Below are 16225 nucleotides of genomic sequence, written 5' to 3' on the forward strand. Positions count from 1 at the left end.
GTTTTACTTTAGTCCGGACAACGCAATTCCTTTAACAAAATAGCGCTGGAAGAAAAGAAAGATTAAGAAGGTTGGAATAAAGGACAGCACAGAGCCTGCCATCTCCACCCCGAAGTTTCCTTCCTTTGTCAAAAGAGAAGCCAATCCTACGGTTACCGGAAACATATCTTCACTTGTTGTAAAAATTAGCGGGGTCAAAAGGTCATTCCAGTTGGAGATAAAAGCAAAGGTCCCAACCGTTGCGATAACCGGCTTTGACATGGGAAGCATAATTTTAAAGAAGACGGTAAAATCGTTTGCGCCATCCATGTGCGCCGCTTCCTCAAGGTCTTTGGGCAACGTTTGCATATACTGCCGCACAAAGAAAACGCCAAGTATGCTCCAAATTTCCGGAACAATCAGAGGCCAGTATGTGTTGATCCAGCCAAATTCGCTGAACATAATGTACCTTGGAATGATCAGCAGCTGGCTTGGAAGCATGATGACTGCCATCATGACCCAAAAGATAATTTCCTTGCCCGGAAACTGCTTTTTCGCAAAGATATACCCAAGCACAGCGGCAAAAAACATCTGAGAAAATACCGGAATAATTGTAATGATCAAGGAATTGAGGATCCATTTTGTAAACTTCGCATTGACCAGAATGTACATAAAATTGGAGAGGGAAACGTGTTCCTCTGTTATCCATAAAAAAGGGTTGCCGCTGGGAACTTTCATGGGAATAAAGGAACCGCCCAGCATAATCAGAAAGGGGATAATAAACAATAGCCCCAGCAAGGCAAGAGGAACATATGTCCACCGGGAAACTTTATTCATGGTGCACCTCCTTTTATTTGTAGTTCACTTCTTTTCCTAATGCTTTCTTTTGGATCAAAGAGATGCCAAATACGATAAAGAACAGGATATAGGCCAGAACACTGGCATATCCCAGACGCAAAGAAGTGAATCCTTCCTGATAGAGATAATACACAATGGTAGTAGTTGAGAAGTTCGGCCCGCCGCTTGTTAATAGAAAAGCAGAATCAAAGATTTGGAATGAACCAATTGTCGTAATGATCGCGACATAGAAATGGATAGGCATCAATAGCGGAAACGTGATTTTCCAGAACAAATGCCATCTGGAAGCACCATCAATCCTTGCTGCCTCATAAAATTCATCAGGGACCGACTGCAGTCCCGCGTAATAATAAATCATTGTGCTGCCACACACTTTAAACACACTCAAACCGGCAAGCACCATCATCGCCTGTAGCGAATCGGACAAAAACAACTGGGGCTCGATACCGAATAAGCCAAGGAATGAATTGATAAACCCGCTATCGGTTCCTTTGAACAGCCACGCCCAAATACCGGAGATCACCACAAAGGATGTCACCACAGGCAAAAAGTAGATTCCCTTAAAAAATCCGGTTCCCCTTTTCCCGGTATTGATCAACAATGCCAAACACAATCCAAGCGCCATAGTCGGGACAATATAATAAAGTGAAAAGAGAATCGTGTTCCAGATGGCTTTCCACGCCAGCTGATCAGAGAAAAAGTTGATCCAGTTCTTCAAACCGATAAATTTCGGATCACCGATGATCGGCCAGTCCGTAAACGTGATGTACAAACTGAAAAGGATCGGAAACAGATGGAAGATACTAAAATGAACAAGGATGGGAACTAAAAAGATATAAATCATCGCGTATTTGTTCCAATGCTTTTTCATTTTAAAAGCACGCGTTGCCGGCCGGGCTGCTGGATGAGGAGCAGTACCGCTTACTGACAAGTTGGAATTTCCCATAAACTCACCTCCCGATTTAGAAAAAGCAAGGAGGGGAGAGATGCCTCCCCTTCCCTGCACTATTTATTCATCTCTTCCTGTATCGCCTTGGCAGCGCTATCTGCCGCCTGTTGCGGTGTCTTCTTCCCTTGCATCATTTCCTGAAGCTTAGCCTGTATTTGCGGCATGACCGAACGGGAAACAGGGTGAATTACGCCGGGCTTCGCGTACTTTGCATATTCCGTTAATATTTTCATGTCCTTGTCTTCATTGTAAATGGATGCTGCTGATTTTCTTGGTGGTACATATTTGGTCAGCTTGTTGAATGCTTTCAGGCTTTCCGTGCTTGTCATCGATTTGACGAGCTGTGCAGCCAGTTTTTTATTTTCAGAGTTGCCGGAAACAACGAACATTCCGGTTGTTCCAAAGGTTGCTATCTCTTTATTCTTAAGCGGTGAACCAATCGCATAGTCTTTAAATCCTTTTTCTTTCATCGTGGCAAGAGAAGCTCCGGTTCCCCAGTATGCCAGAGACTTTCCTTCCAAAAACAGTGGAAGGTGGTCGATGGTATTAATGGAATCTTTCGGGATCATCTTGTTTTTATACCAGTTATTGACCAGTTCAAATCCCTTGACGGCATCCGATTTGTTGATGGCGATTTTTCCATCATCGGTAATGACCTGACCGCCAGCCTGCCAGACATAAGGATAAAGCGTGGCATTTGGCGTATTTCCGCCTTCGTAGTTTCGTGCATAATATCCTTTCTTCACAGCCTTTTCAGCCAAAGCATTGAATTCATCCCATGTTTGCGGCAAATGGTTTGGATCCCCGCCAAGCTCCTTCAGGATCTTTGTATTGTAGAAGTAGGTTTGCACCTCTTTTAATAAAGGAAGACCATACATTTTATCTTTGTACGTAACCGCTTCCAATGACGTTTTGTCAAAATCGTCCTTGCCATAGTCGCCAAGCAGATCATCGATTGGGGCGAGCACGCCTTTGTCTGCAAACTGTGCCATCATGTCCGGAATGAGGTAAAAGACATCAGGACCCTGTTTCGCAGCGAGTGCGGTCAGGATTTTTTGCTCCCGGTTCGCCCATGGAATTTCTTCAAACTTTACTTTTACATTCGGATACTCTTTCTTGAACCGTTCACCCATCTCTTTGAATACTTCGTTTTGCTTGCTCTTCAGTTCATCACTCACGTACGGATGAATCCATACCGTTAATGTTGCTGATTGTTTCTTGTCCGTGCTTCCTCCCGATGCGGCCTCGTCCTTGGAACAGGCAGTAAAAAGTAATAGCAACGCACATAAAAGAACAATGACCCCGCTTTTTTTCCAGAACATCTCAACTTCCTCCCTTTTTCTGGTTCATAACTGGTACTCAAATTCAGAATAAGTGAGGTCTTTTTAAGTGTCAATATATTCTGTATTTTTGGACACTTTAAGGACATTGCCCAATAATTGGCATCTCCATTCCTCACGAAATCTCTCCTATTATTTATCGTCACATTAAAGACAGCCCCGAGTTTCCCGAGTGAAAAGGCATTTATCACCTGCACTGCCTGAATTCTTCGGCACTGTACCTATTGGTATATGAATGGAGTAAGTTTCTATTTAACTGAATTTTCTAAAATATTATTGGAGAAGGAGGGGTATTTTTGTATCATTAATAACGAACCAGATATGACCCAAATAAATACTGCTGTGTTTAATCCTTAAGAGGAGGTTTTTGCATGTGAAAAAGTGGTATATGAACCTGCTGCTCTGCTGTTTGCTTGCCGCGTGCCTTTTTCCATTTTCAATGCAAGCACATGCTGCCGGTCACACAGAAAGACTTGGAACGGCTCACTTTAACATCGGCATTCATTCAAGCGCTTATGGAAAAGGACCAGATGGAAACCAGGTCATCTATGCAGCGGCCAGCGGGACCCCGACGATGCTGAACATTATTAATCCTGTCGATGGTAAAAAAATAGCCAGTCATCCATTGAATGGTGCAGCTTCAGCCTGGGGAATGGTTGTTGATCCAAATGGACTTGTCTACATTGCGGGAGGTTCTTTTTTATACCGGTACGACCCCAAAACAGATACCGTAACCAACCTTGGAAAACCCGTTGAGAGTGAAACAGCGCTTTGGAGGCTGCAGAGTGACCATTTGGGACGCATTTTCGGCGGCACCTATCCAAACGGAAAAGTGTTCATGTATGACCCAGAAAAGAAGTCATTTACAGACTTCGGGCAAGTGGCCCAAGACCAGGGCTACACACGAAGTGTCGCTGTAGCCCAAAGACATGTATATGCCGGGACAGGTGTAAAAAAAGCGCAGTTGATCGAAATCATGCCGGAAACCGGAAAGAAGAACAACATACCGCTTCCCGAAAAATTTGCCAGCGAGCAGGATCTATATGATCTTGACGCCTATCGCGGTTTCCTTTTTGCCCGGCTTACCCCGTCCAACACAATGCTTGTCTACGATTTAAAGAAGAAGAAATGGGTGGATGAAATTGAAAATGTGAAAGGCTCTCGTGTGTCCCCTCCAGACGCTAAAGGCCTTGTCTATTTCAATATTGGAGATGAACTCTATTCGTACAGATTAAGTGACAAGGAGCTCACGCCGACCGGATACAAAGAGAGCTGGAGCAATAAAGGATTCGGGTGGATGAAGCTGCCCGGGGCAGGACTTAAAGGAAAAAGCCTGGTCAGTATGCGGTATAACGGCAGCTTCTGGATATACAATCCAAAGACAGGACAATCAAAGAGCATTGAAGCTGACATTGAAGGACAGCCGGTTGAAATTCAGTCGATTGGCAGAGGGCCTGACGGAAACATATACACGAGCGGTTACCCGACCGGAGGATTTTCCAAGTATTCTCCCGAAGACCACGAGTTTACGAGATTCAGAGGCTTCGGGCAGGCGGAAAACATGCTGTCAACGGACAGGTTTCTTTATTTGGGCGTGTATACCGGCGGAGTGATTTATAAGTATGATCCTGAAAAACCGTATGACCATGATCCTGTAAATGTTCCGAAGGCCACTAACCCACGGGCACTGTTCTCGCTAAAAAGTGAGAGCCAAGACCGGCCATTTGGCTGGGCAAAGGGAGACGGAAACCTATTTATCGGCACAGTTCCTGACTACGGAAAACTTGGAGGGGCACTGACGGTTCTTAATGAGGAAACTGAAAGCTATGATGTTCACCCCAACATTGTCAGCAATCAAAGCATTATTTCCCTCTCTTATAACGGCGGTATTGTTTATGGAGGAACGAGTGTATTTGGCGGACTTGGTTCAACACCTACAGAATCGGAAGGCAAACTGCTTGCCTATGATCCTGCTGCCAATAAAAAACTGTTTGAAATCTCACCGCTTCCTGGTGAAAAAGCCATTGGTGCCCTCTCATTCGACAAGAACGGTTACCTGTGGGGCATGAGCCCCGGCAAAATTTTCAAATTTGATCCTGCCACCAGGCAGGTGATCGGGTCCAAGGAACTCTTTCCGTTCAGCTGGAGCAGCATCGGCCATTATTGGAGAGGTGTATTCCTCGATTATGATGCAGATGGAAACTTTTACGGAACGACGCTTGGCAAACTGTTCAAGTTCAATCCCGAGACATGGGAAACAGAAATTCTTAATGAGGATGCTTCCCTTTATGCGAAGGATCGGAGTGGGAACTTTTATTTTTCAAGAGGAACGGATTTATACCGGTACAGCCGGTAAGAGGATGTAAAAAAGGAGGAGATTTTTGTTGAAAAGGTGGATTTCACTCTGTTTATGTCTTGCGATTCTGTTTGGTTTAGGTCTTGGATTCAGCCAACAGGCCTCCGCCAAAGGTTCGAGTAAATTAGCGAGGACCTATTTTGGCGAACCTCAGAAACTGACTGCCCCTCTGAACCAGGCCATTTCCATTTTTAACGGCGCTGTCGGAACAGAAGACGGGCATCGTGTCATGTATACGACAACCAAAGGCTTTCCCGCCAAATTAAACGTGCTTGATATTGAAGACTACAAGCTAAAGCGGGTCATCGACCTTGAGGATTCAGAAAACTCATGGGCTCACGAAGTCGTCCCGAACGGTGACCTCTACGTTGCCACCGAGGGCGGCGGAGCGAAATTATGGAGATACTCTCCTGTCACCAAAAAGGCAGAATTGGTTTACAAGTTTCCCGGCGAATCGTTTGCTTTCTCCATTACTTCCAATGAAGAAGGAAAAGTATTTGTTGGAACCTACCCAAGCGGTAAAGTGTTTAAATATGATCCGGAAACCAAAAAGGTAACGGATTACGGAAGGATGATTGGAGCTGTATCCCAGGAATATATCCGTTCACTTGCAGTGATCGGCGATAACATTTATTCCGGAACCGGGCATGGGCAAATCGTCCGCTACAACATGAAAACTGGCGAAAAGGAGGACATCTCCAAGTCCATCGGGGAACCCGGGCATATCTATGACCTGGAAAAAGTGGATGACCGCTACCTGTTCGCCCGCTATGAGCTTTCCAGCAACGGTTTTATTTATGACACACAGGAAAAGAAATGGCTCGATGTCACCATTCCGAATGTTCGCGGCTTGCATGTAGAAGAAGAATCGCTCAACAATAAAGTCTACTTTATGACTACGGACAATAAATTGAGGACAGTTGATCTCGGCACCTTAAAAATTGAAGACACAGGCATCGAGTACGAAAGTGGGTTCCGAGGAGTGGATTGGGTGGAATTCAATACGCCTGAGCTCCCAGGGAAAAGCCTGGTGACCATCAACTTCAGCGGGTATGTCACCATTATTAATCTCGAGACCAAAAAGGTGACACGTCTTCCTTCTCTAGTTCAGTCGACTCCGACAGTCATGCAGGCGATCGAAAAAGGACCAGACGGCAATTTCTATATCAGCGGCATGCAGACATCAAAAGGCGCACAGTACAACCCGGTGACTGGAGAGATCACTCCTTTTAATCTTGGACAGGGAGACAGCATGGCACCGCTTGGGAATAAAATGCTCATGGGTGTTTATCCGTCAGGTGATATCCGCGCCTATGACCCGGCTCTCCCGCCCTCCAACGACAATCCTGAAAAACTGTTTGTGCTCGGAGAGTCGCAGAACCGGATTAAAACGATCTCCACAGGCGGAGGGAAAGCCTTTATCGGCAGTATACCGTTTTACGGGGAACTTGGCGGTGCACTGACCGTTTATGACCCTGAGGCGGAAGGCGTGAAATATAAGGTGTTCCGGAATGTTGTTCAGGACCAAAGCGTTGTTGGCCTCGCCTATAAAGATGGGCTAGTCTACGGCTCGACCTCGATTACAGGGGGTCTTGGAGCTGATCCTACAGCTGAAGAAGCAAAGGTCTTTGTATGGGACGTAAAAAATGAAAAGAAAATCAAAGAAATATCATTGAACATCGAAGGAATTGAAAAACCCCATCTGATCGGAGAGCTTTCCATTGGACCAGACGGACTGTTATGGGGTGCTGTAAAAAATGCCATCTTCGCCCTGGACCCAGAAACACTTAACGTTGTTAAAAGCAAGAAGGTTTATCCTGATGGCGTACTCCCTGAGGATGCATGGGGATCCATCGATTTAAAATGGTCCGGCGGCCTGCTGTTTGCCAATTTCACGGGCGGCAATTTGACTGCCATCGATCCTGACACCTTAGACAGCCAAAAGATCACAAACGCTTATTCATTTTCCATCGGTGATGATGGAGATATTTATTACTCCTTGGCTTCCAACCGCACCTTACTGTATAAAATTGAGGTGGATCATATTGCAAAAGTAAAATCTGTTCATCTGACAAACAACGGATTTGAAATCCCCATGGTGGATGACCGTGTGCCAGGATGGGCTTCCATGTTTGCCACTGACAGCGAAGTTCAGTTCAATTTAACCAATGAAAAGCATAAAAAGGGAAGAAACAGCTTAAAGCTTGTTGATGCTTCCCGCAAAAAGTCCGTAGCGCTGATGAGCCATCCGGTAAAGGTCGAGCCTGGCCAGGTCCTCAAAGCACAGACTCAGCTTTATTTAAGAGAAGGCCTTTCAAGCTTTATGCTGCGGTACTATGACAAAGATGGAAAAGAAGTATCCTCCACACCTGTTCATACTGAATCCGGCTACAACCAATGGCAAAAAGTAACGGTGACCGCAAAAGCTCCAGAAAAAGCAGCCACCGCCAAGGTGCTGGCGTATACAACCGCTTATGCGATGACTACATCTTATTATGACGACATCAAGCTTTCTAAATTAACGCTGGAAGAATAATGCCCATAATAGCAAAAGGAGTGGGTTAACTATGATCCGTCAGATACCGGAAAACGAAAGCAGCCTTTTATCCCCTGTCCCACAAGTCGTAAAAATTCACGAAGACGGCTTTGCCCTTTCACCTGTCGTATGGCTTGTAACCGGTGTGGACACTCCCCCTGCGGCATTGCTGCACGTCGAAACTGCACTCTATCATGCAGGGGTAAAGGAAGTGGAAATCAGAAGCACGCCCCCGGAAGAAGGCTTAGCTGCCACAGCCATGCCAGTCATGATTTATATGGGGGAATTTCCGTCAAACCAGGCCGTTTCTGATGCGATAGATCTTCTTGGAGCTGCACCTCCTGAAGGTTTGAATGCTGAAGGATATGTGCTGGCAGCCGGCTCAACGGCCTCCGGCACCCATATGATTGTTTTGGCCGGAAGGGATGAGAACGGTACCTTTTATGCCGCTCAAACCTTCAGCCAGCTCATTATTAAGAAAGACCCTCTCGGATGGATCCCTTCGGCAGTTGTGTATGATTGGCCGTCCATGCCTGTCCGGGGTGTGATCGAGGGATTTTACGGCCCGCCCTGGTCTCATGAAGAACGTCTGAACCAGCTTTCCTTTTACAGCAAGCACAAGCTGAATGCCTATGTGTATGCACCAAAAGATGACCCCTACCACCGTGAAAAATGGCGAACCTCCTATCCACAGGACAAAATGGAGGAAATCAAGCAGCTGGTTGATGCAGCAAAAAGGAACCATATAACTTTTACATTTGCCATCTCACCAGGCAACAGCATCACCTTTTCAGATGATACGGAATTTCAGGCTCTCATGAATAAAGCGCAGGCAGTCTGGGATATTGGCGTGAGGTCATTTGCTCTTTATCTGGATGATATTGATCCCGCACTCCACTTTCCAATGGACAAAGAAAAATTCGGAGAAGATCATAATCCTTCTGCCGCAGCCCAGGCTTTCCTTCTCAACCGTTTTAATGATGAATTTATAAAAACACATCCTGGGGCAAAGCCGTTAATCACCGTACCGACCGAATATTATGAAGAAGGTACTTCTCCTTACCGGGAACGATTTGCGGCGCTCCTGCAGCCGGATATTATCGTACAATGGACCGGCATAGGTGTAGTCGCTCCATCCATCCGCGTCACGGATGCCCAATTTATTCATGGTATCTTCCAGCATCCGCTTTTAATATGGGACAATTACCCCGTAAATGATTTTGACCGCAACCGGCTTTTCCTTGCGCCGCTTTACGGCAGAGACGTGGAATTGTATAAGGAAGATGAAATCATCGGGATGACAGCCAATCCCATGAATGAAGCAGAGGCTTCAAAAATCCCGCTGTATACCATGGCAGAGTACATGTGGAATCCCTCGGGTTATGAGCCCGAAGCGTCGCTGCAAAAAAGTCTTTTAGAGTTTTCTGGCGGCAGAGAAATGAAAGCCCTGAGACTGTTTGTTGAAAGCTGTTATGGCAGTCTATTAAATAACCATAAAGAGCCGCTATCTCTACGGCTGGAGCCACTCGTGGAAACTTTTTGGGAACAGAAGGAAAAAGGAGCTGTAGCAGCGGAGGCAAAAGAGCTTCTTCACCAATTCGTTGAACTGAAAAATGTACCAGATCAGCTCCAGCAGCTGGATAATCCGAATTTCCTTAGAGAAGCAGAGCCCTATTTACTCAAATTGTCCTTGTATGGTGCCGGGGGAGAAGCTGCGGTGCAGCTGGTTCAGATGGAGATAGAGGGTGATGCTTCCCAGGCGGATAATCAGAGAGTCATTCTTGAACGTCTGGTCGAACAACTGGCTTCCATTCCGCAAAAACTGAGTTTAAGCGTACTAAATTCGTTCATAAACAGGGTTCTTGGCCGTGATGCATTGACTGAAGGCACAAAAGCGGACTCTCCGGCACCTACCATTTACTAATCGAGGGAGTTAAGGTCAATGACCCTCAACCTTATTTTCAAAAAAGGCGGTTTTATTTTCAAAATCAGCCGCTTATTTTCAAACCGTTTAAGTCCATAAGGAGTCGACGTTATTCGACTTAATCAAATGGAAAAACCCCCTGTACGCACCGTGTGCTACAGGGGGTTTTTTCTAGTTACTTCACTGTCACTTTGGTGGCTTTGCTTTCACGCTTGGCAAGGTCGGTTACGGTGACGTAAAGAACGGTGCCTTTCTTTTGTTTCTTGATTTTTGCGGAGAACGTGCCTTTTGAGCTGACTTTGGCGGTAGAAATTACTTTTTTCTTATTATCTTTTACTTTGATGGTTCCGTCTGCAACTGAATTTCCTTTGACAGCGACAGACTTCGCTGTCACTTTGCTTACTTTCGGCATTTCAGGTGCCGGTGCTTTTTTGACCACTGCCTTCAAGGCGGTATTTGCAGCACCTTTGGCAATTTCTACATGAAGCACCTGGTTGGCTTTTTGAACCGGCACGTTGACGGCGAATGTTCCTGTTTTTGAAACGGTTGCCTTGCCTAGTGTCTTGCTGCCGTTTTTCACGGTTACTTTTGAACCGATGCTTGCGACTCCGGATACCTTGTTCATATTATCAAGAACCGGGTCCACTTTTGCGTTTAGTTCTACGGCGCTAAGCGCTTTAAAAGCATTGAGTCTGCCATGTCCGGAAGCTGTGTCATAGCCCGGAACCGGTTTGGTTGGTTCTTCGTATTCATCTCCTGGATTATCCACTTCACCAAATGCAATGTCATCGGAGGTCTGTGTTAAAATCCGTTCAACATCCTTCGCTTTGAGACGAGGATTCTCAGAAAGCAGCAATCCTGCCGCCGCAGCAACATGCGGTGTGGCCATGGATGTACCGGACATGAGCGTTACATTTCCGTTTGGTACAAGACTCGGTATATTAGAGCCCGGTGCAACAAGGTCCAGCCCGGATCCGTAGTTCGAATAGTCGGCCACAACGTCCAATTTATTGGTTGCACCTACACCAATCGCATATTTTGAAGAGCCCGGGTAGCTCACTGCCGATGTTCCATCATTACCGGTTGCCACCACGATGGTCGCTCCTTTGTCGGAAGCATACTTCATCGCATATTCAAGGACCCGGCTGTAGCCTCCCCCAAGACTGAGGTTAATGACCTTCGCGCCTTTATCCGCGGCATACATGATGCCCATGGCGATTTGCTCGGTATCACCGGAACCAGAAGCATCCAGCACTTTTACCGGAAGGATTTTCGCTTTTTGGTCAATGCCGGTCATTGAATATCCGTTATCTGCCTGTGCCGCGATAATGCCGGAGACGTGTGTTCCGTGCCCCATATCATCCAGCGGTGCTGCATCTGGATTAACAAAATTCTTTCCAATATCGCTTCGTACTTTATTGCTCAAATCGGCGAGTGTGTAATCCACCCCGGTATCTACAACCGCGATCAATGTATCATTCGCTTTAGGGTCCACCAGTTTGGACATTGATTCATAGTTAATGTCGGCTCCCTTGATGCCTCCATCTTCACCTTTGTTCTTTAGTGACCATTGATATGGATACTCTACGTCATTGGCCAGAGAGTGGTAACGCTGCACAGGTTCGGCAAATTCGACGCCAGGCTGTTTGGAAAGGGCAGCAGCTGCAGCCTTTGCAGAGGTTTTTGCGCTTGTAGAGGTTGCGCTGTATGTGCCGGAAGCTTTTGCTCCATCCACTTTAACCACGTACATGTTGCCATTCATTTTCTTTTCAGATTGAAAGGCTGAACGGGAGATGGACTCGATGCCGTACGTTTGCAGTTTTTGATTCAATGATTTGCTTGTGTATCCGTCTTTCATTTTGACAATAAGCTTGCTTGTTACATCTTTCGTACTCTCTGGAACAAGGTTATTTTTTTCCAGCAGGTCGGAAAGCTTTTTGCCTTTAAGCGTATTAATGCCTGCCTGCTTGCCAATCTTTTCGATATCTTTTTTATACTTTTCCGGTGAAGCGTCCAGGGCGATTTTGTAGAGCGACTGAATGGCCGTCTGGTCCTTGCCGGATAACACGTATGTGCTTTCTGCTCCATTCTCGGCCAATTCATTGAATAAAGGCTTAAGCGTAACAAGGTGGTTGTATACATCTTCGCGAAGATCTTTGTGAAGCATCATTTTTCCTACAAGAAATGGTGCGGTTTTGTAATATAACGAAGAAAGTGACTTTCCTTCGTCGGTTTGTGACAATAAGCCATCACGAAGCTGGCGGAGCTGGGTCAGCAGCGCGGATCCAGACTTTTTCTGGCCGGCACTCATTTCAACGGGGCACTCTTCCCCTGCCTGTTCAGTGGCAGGCGGATGCTTTACGCCTTTATAGCCAATCGTGTAATTGACCTTTTCCTGCTCATCGGCAGCAGGTGGTTCCTCAGTTTCGGGATCTTCACCAAGGGATTCCACCTTTATGTAATAAGGTCCCTTCCAGGCATGCGGCATTTCGAGTGTTACCGGCTCATCCGGAGTGGTAAACCCGCGATACATATCAAATGTTTGGTCATTAGCCGCATTTTCAATGCTGGAATACACGGAAATGTTGAGGCTGCCCCCACTCGCAAGCGAGATTTCCATATGGGAGTCCTTTTGGATCTCATCGTTTTCCGGGGTAATTTTGTACCATTGTGTTTGTTCAGGTGCATCAAAGGAATTTTCAACGTCTTTTCCTTTTGTCAGTGGTGCTGCATTTTCAAGCGATGTCGAACCTTGGGCATTGGCCACTTGTCCGGATGCCGGTGCAAAAAATCCTGCAACCAGCGCAAAGACGAGCAGCAGCGCTGTCCATTGTGCCGTTTTTTTCGCGTTCATTGCGTTACCTCCTCTTGTTTGGTGTAAAAAGGAACAGGCCGGATTTGGCCATAACGCTATTAAAACATATTTTCCTAGCTTAATAGGTAAATTATTCAAAAAACGCCAGAAAAGCATTCGAAGGTCCCGAACAAAAAATACGATACATTTTTTTCTGGTAGTTCCCGCCTAAAAGATTGCCAGAACCAGTCAGCAGGATGACCCCTTAAAAGTTTCCAGTTGAAAGGATCCAATAAAACCCAACCATTGATTTCTTCGGTCGTTTTGCTTTAGTATAATAAAGAAAGAACATCAAGAATGACGGATATTCCGCCAAAGAAAGGAATCCTTTTAACGTGCTTATTACCTTAACCATGCTTGTCATCGGGCTGATCTGTGGATTTATCGGTGTTGGTGGAGCAGGTTTTATCATTTCAATCCTTGTCCTTTTTCACATACCTATTCATACGGCACTGGGAACTTCCCTTGCCGCCATGGCCTTTACGACGCTGTCAGGAACGTACAGTCATATGAAGGAAGGCAATATCGCCCTCCGTGCCGGTGTTTGGACCGGCGGGTTTGGCGCGATTGCAGCGTACTTCGGCTCAAGGCTGTCCTCTCTTATACCCAGCGAGCATTTGCACTATTTAACCGCAGGAATGCTGTTGTTATCCGCTGTACTGCTCATCGTCCGCTTCTTTATTACAAAAGGGAGAATCGAAGAAACCATCAACGAGAAACTGGGCTATCCCTCACTCCTCATGAAGGCGTTGATCCTTGGGATGACCACCGGACTGTTGTCAGGTGCGTTCGGCATCGGCTCTGCACCGTTCATTCAGATTGGACTGCTGCTCATTTTCGGCCTTTCCATCCGGCAATCGATCGGGACGACCATGCTGGTTATTCTTCCTATTGCGGTTGGAGGCGGCTTCGGCTATGTGATGCAAGGCTATCTTGACTATATGCTGCTTCTGCAGGTGCTTGCCGGCACGATGATCGGCGCGTATCTTGGGGCAAAACTGACAAAATTCGCTCCACGGCCTTTGCTGAAGACAGCTATGGTGGCAACACCTGTTGTTGCCGCATTGCTGATTTTATTTGAATAGCACTAAAAAGAGGAACTCGTGGGAGCTCCTCTTTTTTGGCTTTTTATATCAACTTGCTGACATTGAGGTAGCCGTGTCCTTGTGAGTTGGCTGGCAGTCCCCAGTCTTCTGCTGCGCTGATCAGTTTTTCTTTTACCTGGTCCGGCGTAAAATCCGGATTTTGCTCAAGTACGAGGGCGGCTACGCCTGCACAAATGGGAGTGGCCATGGACGTTCCAGAAAGCGAAAAGTAATCGTTTGCTACACGGCTGTCCTTGGATATCTTGTCCAAATACGAGCCGGGAGAACGCAAGGATACAATGTTAACACCAGGTGTTAGAATGTCAGGCTTGGTAATACCATCAATGGTCGGTCCGCGGCTGGAAAAGCTGGCAATCTTATCGTCACTGCGATCAACCGTATTTTGATCATCGATCGCTCCTACTGTTATGACCTTCGAACTGATTCCCGGACTTGAAACCGTATTGTCATCCGGTCCTTCATTTCCGGCCGCCACGCAAACCACAATTCCATCTTGCCAGGCTTTTTCCACGGCTTTTACAACCGGATCATCTGCTGCAGGCTGGCTAGCGCTGCTGCCAAGTGACATGGAGATTACTTTAATGTTGTATTCTTCCTTGTTATCAATACACCACTGCACACCAGCAATCACGGTCGATAATGAACCTGAACCCATTTTGTTAAGCACTTTTACGCCTACAAGATTTGCTTCAGGCGCAGGCCCTCTGTACTTGCCGTCTGACAAGTCACCGTTACCCGCTGCATCCCCTGCGCAGTGGGTGCCATGTCCGTTGTCATCATAGGCTTCCCTCTTCTGGTTGACGAAATCCTGAAATCCGATAATACGGTCTTTTATGTCTGAGTGCGGATAAATTCCAGTATCAACGATAGCAATCGTGATGTCCTTTCCTGTCACCCCTGATTGATTCAGTACATCTGCATGAATCGAAGATGACGCTTTATCCAGCAATGCTTTTACTTCACGGTCGTAATGTATTTTTTTGATATGGGTGCAATTGGTTAACAGATCTTCTACCGCATTGGCGGTTAAGGTGGCAGAGCAAAACGGGATACTGCCAAACTGGTGATGAACCTTGCACTTGCGGTGTGATGCTATGAGCTCATGAACCTGAGTCGCTCCAAGCATAAATGCTTCCTCTTCATGAAATTCAATCAACACCTTCATTTTATTCCGCTTTTTCAGCCATTTTTCTATGCTGCTGTGAAGAAAACAAGGTACCTTGCGCATCGGCCGGTACAAATTCACAAGTTTCGAGCGCATATGAAGGTCCAGCTTATCTGCATGCTGGCGCACTACTTTTATCATTGAAAATCCAAACACCGAAATTCCCCCTTTTTATTAGAGTTGTTCTATTCTATGAAAATAGCGGGAGCGTGCGTTGGTGTTTGTCCCGTGTATTTGCTAGATTCAACAAAAATGATAGATTTGCCCATAAAAAAACGGCCCTCCTTGGAGAGAGCCAAAAAACTGGCCTCCTTGGAGAGCCAAAAAACTGGCCTCCTTGGAGAGCCAAAAGCAGGCCTCCTTGGAGAGCCAAAAGCAGGCCTCCTTGGAGAGCCATCCTGATGTTATATTTCTCTCCCACTTGTCAAAAATGATAAAAAGGAGAGATGTTCATGAGTGCATTTGAATTAATTACCCGTGTGGTGATTTCTTATATTTTTTTATTGCTGCTAGCGAGGCTGATGGGCAGGAAAGAAGTCAGCCAGATGACGTTTTTTAACTTTATATCCGCGATCGTTTTCGGTACATTGGGCGGTACAATGATTACTGATCCCTCCATGAGCATTCGCAACGGGTTACTTGTAGTTGCCTGCTGGGGAGCCATTACCATTGCAGCCGGCTACCTGGATCTCAAATCCAAAACCGCGAGAAATCTAATGACCGGGGAACCCGTCATTATCATCCGTGACGGATTAATTATGGAGAAAACATTAAAACGGGTACGCCTGGATATCAACTCGCTCATGGCACAGTTGCGGGAAAAAGAAATCTTCTCCTTATCCGATGTCGATTACGCAATCTTTGAAACGGATGGAAAGCTTTCTGTTATGAAAAAAGAAAACGGACAACAACCCCCTCCCCCTGGACCGGCGATTTTCCCGCTACCGACTGAAGTGATTTCCGATGGTAACATCAACACAGCGAATTTGGATAAACTTCAGCTTGATGAAGCATGGCTTCGTCAGCAATTGCAGCAACAAAGCATTACATCGATCCGTGACGTATTTTATGCAGAAGTGCAAAAGGACGGAAAGCTGTATGTCGACAAACGGGATGACCGCTAACCCGCTATCGTTACATCGAATTCTTGGCGCCCTC

At 46.2% G+C, this 16225-nt stretch carries 10 protein-coding genes; 5 read left to right on the forward strand and 5 right to left on the reverse strand.

The window, feature by feature from the left end:
* Positions 1-3: 3 nt before the first annotated feature.
* From BLT53_RS16835 to BLT53_RS16845, 3 genes are all read right to left on the reverse strand, one after another.
* Entirely contained in the window at positions 4-816 is an 813-nt protein-coding gene (locus tag BLT53_RS16835) for a carbohydrate ABC transporter permease (protein ID WP_090236438.1), read from the reverse strand.
* A 13-nt stretch (positions 817-829) separates the two neighbouring features.
* Positions 830-1708, reverse strand: a complete 879-nt coding sequence (locus tag BLT53_RS16840) for a carbohydrate ABC transporter permease (RefSeq protein WP_244520493.1) — start codon at positions 1706-1708, stop codon at positions 830-832.
* Between the two features lie 134 nt (positions 1709-1842).
* Positions 1843-3108: a sugar ABC transporter substrate-binding protein gene (locus tag BLT53_RS16845; protein ID WP_090236441.1), complete on the reverse strand. Its 1266-nt coding sequence runs from the start codon at positions 3106-3108 to the stop codon at positions 1843-1845.
* A 391-nt stretch (positions 3109-3499) separates the two neighbouring features.
* On the opposite strand from BLT53_RS16845, the gene BLT53_RS16850 reads away from it, so the two are divergent.
* The 3 genes from BLT53_RS16850 to BLT53_RS16860 are packed head-to-tail and all read left to right on the forward strand — an operon-like array spanning position 3500 to position 9942.
* A complete protein-coding gene (locus BLT53_RS16850; protein WP_090236442.1) occupies positions 3500-5482 on the forward strand; it encodes an NHL repeat-containing protein in 1983 nt (660 codons plus the stop codon).
* Between the two features lie 28 nt (positions 5483-5510).
* Positions 5511-8018 carry a hypothetical protein gene (locus tag BLT53_RS16855; RefSeq protein ID WP_139168420.1) on the forward strand — a complete coding sequence of 836 codons (2508 nt, stop codon included), beginning with the start codon at positions 5511-5513 and terminating at the stop codon, positions 8016-8018.
* Between the two features lie 31 nt (positions 8019-8049).
* Positions 8050-9942, forward strand: a complete 1893-nt coding sequence (locus BLT53_RS16860) for a glycoside hydrolase family 84 protein (protein ID WP_090236445.1) — start codon at positions 8050-8052, stop codon at positions 9940-9942.
* Between the two features lie 175 nt (positions 9943-10117).
* Here BLT53_RS16860 and BLT53_RS16865 read toward each other — a convergent pair whose 3' ends face one another.
* Positions 10118-12796 carry a S8 family peptidase gene (locus tag BLT53_RS16865; RefSeq protein WP_090236446.1) on the reverse strand — a complete coding sequence of 893 codons (2679 nt, stop codon included), beginning with the start codon at positions 12794-12796 and terminating at the stop codon, positions 10118-10120.
* A 335-nt stretch (positions 12797-13131) separates the two neighbouring features.
* On the opposite strand from BLT53_RS16865, the gene BLT53_RS16870 reads away from it, so the two are divergent.
* On the forward strand, positions 13132-13881 hold the full coding sequence (locus BLT53_RS16870; RefSeq protein WP_090236448.1) for a sulfite exporter TauE/SafE family protein: 750 nt from the start codon (positions 13132-13134) through the stop codon (positions 13879-13881).
* Between the two features lie 43 nt (positions 13882-13924).
* On the opposite strand, the gene BLT53_RS16875 is transcribed toward BLT53_RS16870, so the two are convergent.
* Positions 13925-15223, reverse strand: coding sequence for a S8 family peptidase (locus BLT53_RS16875; protein ID WP_090236449.1), 1299 nt, complete (start codon positions 15221-15223; stop codon positions 13925-13927).
* Positions 15224-15519: 296 nt separating this feature from the next.
* Here BLT53_RS16875 and BLT53_RS16880 point away from each other — a divergent pair, with 296 nt between their 5' ends.
* Positions 15520-16191, forward strand: coding sequence for a YetF domain-containing protein (locus BLT53_RS16880; protein ID WP_090236450.1), 672 nt, complete (start codon positions 15520-15522; stop codon positions 16189-16191).
* The last annotated feature ends 34 nt before the right edge of the window (positions 16192-16225 follow it).

It is taken from the genome of Fictibacillus solisalsi, from assembly GCF_900103485.1.
GTDB lineage: Bacteria > Bacillota > Bacilli > Bacillales > Fictibacillaceae > Fictibacillus_C > Fictibacillus_C solisalsi.

Coding starts and splice junctions, on each gene's coding strand:
- BLT53_RS16835 (WP_090236438.1), bottom strand. CDS start 816: ATGAATAAAGTTTCCCGGTGGACATATGTTCCTCTTGCCTTGCTGGGG.
- BLT53_RS16840 (WP_244520493.1), bottom strand. CDS start 1,708: ATGAAAAAGCATTGGAACAAATACGCGATGATTTATATCTTTTTAGTT.
- BLT53_RS16845 (WP_090236441.1), bottom strand. CDS start 3,108: ATGTTCTGGAAAAAAAGCGGGGTCATTGTTCTTTTATGTGCGTTGCTA.
- BLT53_RS16860 (WP_090236445.1), top strand. CDS start 8,050: ATGATCCGTCAGATACCGGAAAACGAAAGCAGCCTTTTATCCCCTGTC.
- BLT53_RS16865 (WP_090236446.1), bottom strand. CDS start 12,796: ATGAACGCGAAAAAAACGGCACAATGGACAGCGCTGCTGCTCGTCTTT.
- BLT53_RS16880 (WP_090236450.1), top strand. CDS start 15,520: ATGAGTGCATTTGAATTAATTACCCGTGTGGTGATTTCTTATATTTTT.